This is a genomic window from Neisseria sp. HMSC058F07 (genome assembly GCF_001810035.1).
In the GTDB taxonomy this organism is placed as follows: Bacteria; Pseudomonadota; Gammaproteobacteria; order Burkholderiales; family Neisseriaceae; genus Neisseria; species Neisseria perflava.
The window spans coordinates 206,589-212,960 of the sequence record NZ_KV799663.1; the positions used below are offsets into that span (position 1 = coordinate 206,589).

At 44.8% G+C, this 6,372-nt stretch carries 9 protein-coding genes and 1 tRNA gene; 2 read left to right on the top strand and 8 right to left on the bottom strand.

Going from position 1 to position 6,372, the window contains the following annotated elements; genetic code table 11:
* Positions 1-97 precede the first annotated feature (97 nt).
* The 8 genes from HMPREF2696_RS01215 to HMPREF2696_RS01245 all read right to left on the bottom strand — a co-directional run bounded on the left by HMPREF2696_RS01215 (position 98) and on the right by HMPREF2696_RS01245 (position 4,804).
* Positions 98-364: a helix-turn-helix domain-containing protein gene (locus HMPREF2696_RS01215; RefSeq protein WP_070587516.1), complete on the bottom strand. Its 267-nt coding sequence runs from the start codon at positions 362-364 to the stop codon at positions 98-100.
* A gap of 118 nt (positions 365-482) precedes the next feature.
* Positions 483-689 (bottom strand): helix-turn-helix transcriptional regulator, encoded by a 207-nt coding sequence (locus HMPREF2696_RS01220; RefSeq protein WP_070587518.1) that lies wholly within the window; start codon positions 687-689, stop codon positions 483-485.
* A 172-nt stretch (positions 690-861) separates the two neighbouring features.
* Positions 862-1,278, bottom strand: coding sequence for a hypothetical protein (locus HMPREF2696_RS01225; protein WP_070587521.1), 417 nt, complete (start codon positions 1,276-1,278; stop codon positions 862-864).
* Between the two features lie 8 nt (positions 1,279-1,286).
* Entirely contained in the window at positions 1,287-1,871 is a 585-nt protein-coding gene (locus HMPREF2696_RS01230; RefSeq protein WP_083300551.1) for a Panacea domain-containing protein, read from the bottom strand.
* 251 nt (positions 1,872-2,122) lie between these two features.
* Entirely contained in the window at positions 2,123-2,944 is an 822-nt protein-coding gene (locus tag HMPREF2696_RS01235) for a hypothetical protein (RefSeq protein ID WP_070587524.1), read from the bottom strand.
* A 338-nt stretch (positions 2,945-3,282) separates the two neighbouring features.
* Positions 3,283-4,149, bottom strand: a complete 867-nt coding sequence (locus HMPREF2696_RS01240; protein ID WP_371444107.1) for a tyrosine-type recombinase/integrase — start codon at positions 4,147-4,149, stop codon at positions 3,283-3,285.
* Positions 4,137-4,523 (bottom strand): Arm DNA-binding domain-containing protein, encoded by a 387-nt coding sequence (locus tag HMPREF2696_RS11970; protein WP_371444109.1) that lies wholly within the window; start codon positions 4,521-4,523, stop codon positions 4,137-4,139. Before HMPREF2696_RS11970 ends, HMPREF2696_RS01240 begins: the two co-directional genes overlap by 13 nt.
* Before the next feature lie 196 nt (positions 4,524-4,719).
* Positions 4,720-4,804: transfer RNA gene (locus HMPREF2696_RS01245), tRNA-Leu, on the bottom strand.
* Between the two features lie 161 nt (positions 4,805-4,965).
* On the opposite strand from HMPREF2696_RS01245, the gene HMPREF2696_RS01250 reads away from it, so the two are divergent.
* Both HMPREF2696_RS01250 and ribA read left to right on the top strand, forming a co-directional pair.
* Complete coding sequence (locus tag HMPREF2696_RS01250) at positions 4,966-5,631, top strand: hypothetical protein (RefSeq protein WP_070587526.1); 666 nt, start codon at positions 4,966-4,968, stop codon at positions 5,629-5,631.
* Positions 5,624-6,217, top strand: a complete 594-nt coding sequence (ribA, locus tag HMPREF2696_RS01255) for a GTP cyclohydrolase II (RefSeq protein ID WP_004520747.1) — start codon at positions 5,624-5,626, stop codon at positions 6,215-6,217. The genes HMPREF2696_RS01250 and ribA overlap by 8 nt, the downstream gene beginning before the upstream one ends.
* The last annotated feature ends 155 nt before the right edge of the window (positions 6,218-6,372 follow it).

Sequence of the window (6,372 nt, forward strand, 5' to 3'; positions counted from 1 at the left end):
ATCAGCGTTTACCCTGCTGATTTGGGCTAATCGTATTTGAGAGAGAAACTAAATTCTGCTTCTCAAAGCTCAATCTGTCAAATAGTTTTTTACGGGATTAGACGGCGTTATGCTTACTCTTTCCCGACACCAGCAAAGAAAACCGCCCGCATTTCACGGTCTCCCCGAATTGGTTTTGCACTTCTTCCATCACGGTTATGATTTCATGCCCGGCTCTGCGAAGCTCCATAATGCGTGTGTTATAGCTAAGTATGCCCATCTGTGCCAGCTCCCATGAAGTAACGCTCCCTTTTCTCAATCGAGCTAAAATGCGCTCTCTTTGGCTTGGCGTTTTGGCCTTAATACTGCTAGAATAATTTTTCATAATTTTTTACCTCTTAATTTGTTTGGCCGTCTGAATGTCCGTTCAGGCGGTTTTATTTTGTCTAAAGGGATAGATTCCCGCTGATTCTTCGCGCGCGCGCGTATTGCTACGAAAACTCCTACTCTTCACGCTTGGCGGCCAGTTTGTTGAGATACTCTTCAATCTCACTGGAAAGCCAGCCGGTAATATTTTCAGAAAGTTTGATAGGCTTAGGAAAATCAGGGCGGTGATGGCGGCTCTTAGGGTTTACCCAATTCCAGATAGTCGCTCGTGAAACACCCATAACGCGGGCGGTATCGTTTACTCTTAATACAGTGTTATTCATTGATTGCCTTTCTTAGTCGGGGTTATATGACAGGCAAAAGAATAGCCGCCTCTGTGGGCGGCTTCTAGGAAGTAGCTTGCTGATTTCCTGTAATAGCTAGCTGATTTCATGAAATGAACTAGTTGATTTCATGTTTGATATACGAAAAAGCCCGCGTAATGCGGGCGGAGGATTATGCTATAGCAAATTTTGCAATCAGAAGCTTAACTTCCCTGCTGGCATATTGTGATGTTGAAGCCCCGGCAATGATACGCCCCAACAGTTGTTCGCTACATGGTGATTTCACGGAGAATATCCCTTCGTGCACACGGTTTTCTATGTGTTCGACAGCATCAATCCTTGCATCACGGTAGCGGACATAACTGTCATGTTGGACAAAAGGATGTTCTCCCTGCCTGATGATGCAGGCATTATCATATGGGATATTTTCCCGGATAGAAGAAATGCCGACAGAAAGAACCTGCGGCTTATTCCCACGGTTGGGCAGAATACACGGATTGACTAGGATGGTAAATAAGTGTTGGTAGCTATTTGGACCGGATGGGATGAGTAGGCATTCTCCTTGCCTGCATTGCCACGATTGAGGCATACCGTCTCCTACCCGAAAGCGCGATTGATGTAAGCCTGTTCTTCCAGTCTTTCTACAATCGCTACGGCTTGTTCGTCATCATAACCAAGCACAGACAACAGTTTTTTGATGGGAATTGGGCGGCTTGAGCCGTGAGGGTCTTCCCATTCCGGGCATAACCCGTTGTGGGTCATGTTGCGCAGATCCCATGCGGAATAATGGCCGTAATTCTCCCAAACCGATTCCAGTACTTCCAAATCGGTTTCGGATAATGCCAATAAGTCTTCCTCGGGCGTCCGAATCATACTTGGATCGCGTAAGGCAAGCATTCTGTTTTCGCGGTCGCTAACCCACGTTGCCCATCCGTTTGGAACGGACTCATGTCCGCCGTTAATGAAATCCAAGGTCATGGAGAGTACCGGGCCATGCGGCATTGAAACCAATGCGTCACCTGTCAGGCCTTCTCCGAAGCGCAAAAAAGACTCACGTTCAGCCAAGTACATCAGCTTCATCAGCTTCAGTACTTCAAGCCTGCCGTTTGCCTTGTACAGCATGAAGGCGGCCGCTTGGGCAGCCTTTGGCTCTTGGAAAATGGTATCGTTGTGCGGTTTCATACTTTTAATTATATGCGGTTGTTTGTAAAGCAGGCAATCTAAATCTGGCACATTTCCGTACATTTTACATCTTTTCGATATATCTCAGCATATTCCTCAATCCGACACGAACCGTTTGTGTCGTTTCAGGTTCGGCGAGGTGTGAAAAAGCCCGCGTGTGCGGGCGGGTTGAATGGGGTGGGCTATGCCTGATTCATGGCGATCAGGGCGGCTTCTAGGAAGTAGCTTGCTGATTTCCTGTAATAGCTTGCTCATTTCATATTTTTAAAGTTGTCTATCCATTTAAGTATCGTTTTTTCTGTTGGCTCTCCAGGCGCGGGAATAACTCCTGAAGCAATTAAATCTCTTATCAATTTGTACAATGTCGTTTTGCCGCCCTTTTGTTTCAGAATATCTTGTTTTTCTTCTAGTAGCTCATTCACTGCTGTTATCGTGCCGGCTTTTTCGTAAGGGCTTTGCTTGGCGCGTCCTCCTTTTCGGGCAGCTTCTATAAGAGATTCATCCGGATTGGCTTCAAGTTCTATCGCTCCCAAAGAAGCGGTTATAAAGTTTGCAAGTCCTTGAAATTTATAAAACCTATCTTCGTAACTAAGGCCATCAAATTCTGTTACATAATCAAAAATGGCTTTTGCTGTAAAGAAATTCAGCATATTTACGGCTGTTTCCCAATCTGCATCATCAAGTATAAAGGATTCAAAAGGGTTTAGTTCCTCCAGATAATTATATGGCTGGTTATATTCCTCCTCATATCTTTTAATAGCTTCCAAACATTTTTGTTCAGTTCGTTCAATTTCTTTTATGCCTTTTATTATCCAGCCGAAAAATTCAGGCTGTTCTAAATGCTTGAAGTCATGGAAAGCCCTGATTACAACTCTTTCAGCGTTAAACCAATATATCCCCAATGCTTCATAGAACATTTTTGAGTTTTTTATTTGATAAATAGCGTTGTATTTTTCATGGTCAAGACAGGATTTATCATCGCTATCTGTACTAAAAAACATATGATCAATAGGATATTCATCTACCACGTCATTTATCTGCTCAATAGGTTTGTCATCTGTAAAGTCAGTCATTTGCTTATATCTCCTTTGTTGTAACCACAAAAAGGGCTTAGAAGTTTCACGCCTCAATGCTCAATACCGGCGGCCGTTGCGTGTTGCTCCGAGTCGGTATCATCTCTCACGTCCAAGCCAACCAACGAAAGCAAAACATCTAATGCACTGTATTTCATAGGGTTAATTTCTTTCTGTATAAAATGGTAACCAGTGGTAACCAGTTGGTAACCAGTAAATTTACGTTAACTGGTTACCGCTTTTTCTTTGTATTTATATTTATATTCATATAGTTATATTTGTTAAATTTTGTGGTAACCAGTGTAACCACTATATTTACTCACGCGCATAGGGAATTTTTAAACCGTCCTGCTCTCTTGGATCATCTGTAATGCCTGGTTGTATTGCTCCCGCAAATAGTCGCTATACCATTGCATAAACTCGATACGCTGGGGCATATACTCGGCCATGTAGGCGTATGAATCCTTTGTTTTATCTTCTTCAACGTGGGCAAGCTGAATCTCGATTGCGCCGCCGTTGAAGTTGTTTTCATAAAGCAAACTACTTGCTACTGCTCTGAAGCCATGCGGCGTGGCCTTGCCCTTGTAGCCTAGCTTCTCGTTAATGATTTTTCCTAGCGTGTTCTCGCTGATATGGCGGTTTACGCTGGTTCTACTTGGAAACATAAACCGGCTATGCCCTGTCAGCGTGTGTAACTCTTGTAGCAGCTCTATCGCCCAATCAGAAAGAGGAACACATAAAGCGGGCTTGGGCTTCATCTTTTCATGCTTCATTCTTTCAGCGGGAATGATCCAACGCTTGTTTTTAAAATCCACTTCTTGCCATTGCCCGCCGCGCAATTCGTTATTTCTCACAAACACCAGCATGATCAGCATGATGGCAATTTTGTTTTGCCGCTCTATGTTGGTTGCCAGTATCAAGCGGCAGTAAAACTCCGGCAATTCTTCACGGGGCAGGGCGGGTTTATGTTTGGTGGGTAAATTGGGAATGTGATTTTTCAACAGGCGGGCTGGGTTGTTTTCTGAAATTTCCAGCATGGCGGAATAGTCAAAAACTGCCCCGATCCAGCCCCTGATTTTGTCGGCGGTATCAGTAACGCCCCTTGCCATAATGTCATCAAGCAAGTTTTTGATGTGGGTTACCTTGATTTCATTAACGGGGATTTCTCCAATGACTGGGAAAACGTCATTTTTCAAATAACGCATGATCCGCTCGGCGTGGTGTTCTTTCCAGCGGGGCAAATTGTCCTTGTGCCATTGTTGGCCAAATGCTCAAAAGTATTTAACAAGGCGGCTTGCTGGGCTGCTTTGGCTTCTTGCTTGGCTTTGGTAGGGTCTTGCCCTTGTGCAATCATGCGGCGGGCGTTTTCGGTGGCTTGTCGGGCTTCTACCAGTGAAACGGCTGGATATTTCCCGATAGTGAAGTCTTTATCTTTGCCATTCATGCGGTATCTCATGCGGAATATTTTCCCGCCCGCTGGCGTAATTTCAAGATATAGGCTGTTTCCGTCAAATAACTTAACTTTCTTTCCAGTGTTAGACGGTTTGGCAGCTTTAATTTGGCGGTCGTTTAGTGGCATTGTGGGGATGTTTTTCAGTGGTTTTGGCTGATTCCCTGAATCATACCCACAATTTGTGGTTTACTCAATTAAACGGCATTATTTGTATTAGACGATTAGAAAGCGGTTGAACGGCCTTAAGGCATTGATATTACTGGGATTGGTTGCCCGTGTTGGGCGAGATTAGACGAAAAAAAAGCCCCGTAAAGGGGTTGGGTGGTGCGGACGGAGAGACTCGAACTCTCACACCTCGCGGCGCCAGAACCTAAATCTGGTGCGTCTACCAATTTCGCCACGTCCGCACTAATTTGAACCGTGGATTATACACAAGATTAATGGGGGTGCAAAGTCTTGTTTGCTTGAATTTTTCGGCTTATCCCTTATATAATGGTTTATTCCGGCCGTCTGAAAGCAGGGTTTGTTTTCAGACGGCCTCAACTTTACTATTGGTGAGGAAGGGCAGATGCCTGCTTTATTGATTAAAGATTTTTTGCAGACGCAAGGTTTGAAGTTGCCTGCGGATGAGATACATGTTGCTTATTTGACTACCCAGGCTGTGATTAAAATGGGCAATGCTTCGGTTGAGCGTTCGATTTTGTGGCCGTCTGAAGACGGTTGGCAGTTGGTGGATTATGTTGATGCCGAACATGAATTGTTGCTGAAACAGATTTTTATGGCTTTGGATTCGGTTGCCGAGCGCACTGAGCATTTGAAAAGCGCAGCGGTTTATACAGCGTTTCCGAAAGATGGCGCGTTGTCGCTGGTTCGACTGAGCCGTTGGGGCGTGCCGTTGGAAAATGTAATTCCAATCGACGAGCAGGCCGGACAGGCTTTTTTGGCTGTGCGTACGGCGCAAAGCGGTTGGATGAATGTTTGTCAGAATGTGGCGTATTGGCAGGAAATTGGTGAATTGTCGGCCGAACGCAATCATCCCGGTTTGAGTCAGATTTCTGTTCCTGTCTGTATGCCCAGCGGTGCGGTTTTAGGTGTGGTGCATGCCGAGTTTGATGTCAAAGACGGCGCGCCAGACGAAGTATTGGTGTCTTGGATTGCCCTTGCCTTGGCGCTGTTGGATTCTTTGAAAAATCTGTTGGGCGTGGCTGAAAGCGAGGAAGCGGAAAATGAGTAACGCGTTGAAGTTTGTCGCGTCATGCCGTTTGCCTACGGAATGGGGCGAATTTACCATGCACGGCTTTGAAGAAGAGAGTGGTCAGGAGCATGTTGCATTGACGATGGGCGATGTTTCAGACGGCCTGCCTGTGTTGTCACGTATTCATTCCGAGTGCTTGACTGGCGATGCTTTATTTTCGGTGAAATGTGATTGCGGCCCTCAGCTTCAAGCAGCAATGCAGACCGTTCAGAAAGAAGGGCGTGGCGTTATCGTATATTTGCGCCAAGAAGGCAGGGGCATTGGTTTGATAAACAAAATCCGTGCTTATCGTCTGCAAGATCAGGGCTTGGATACGGTTGAGGCCAATGTAGCGCTCGGCCTTCCTGTTGATGCACGCGACTTCACTTTGGCCAAGCAGATTTATGATTATCTGCATATTCGTGAAGTCAAGTTGTTGACCAATAATCCTGAAAAAATCCAAACATTGAAAGATTCCGGCATTAATGTGGTCGAACGGATTGCATTACATGTCGGCGAAAATGTGGAAAATGAACGTTATCTGCATACTAAAGCGGATAAATTGGGACATTTGATTTTTGATTGATAGAACGGTATATTGGTAATTTTTGAGGTTAAATAAAATATTCCATATTCTTTCAATGGGATATATTTTTATTTAAATAAAAATCTTGCGCGTAGCCTGATTTTTTGATTTAATGTCAGCTTATCGGGTGATTAGCTCAGTTGGTAGAGCGTCTG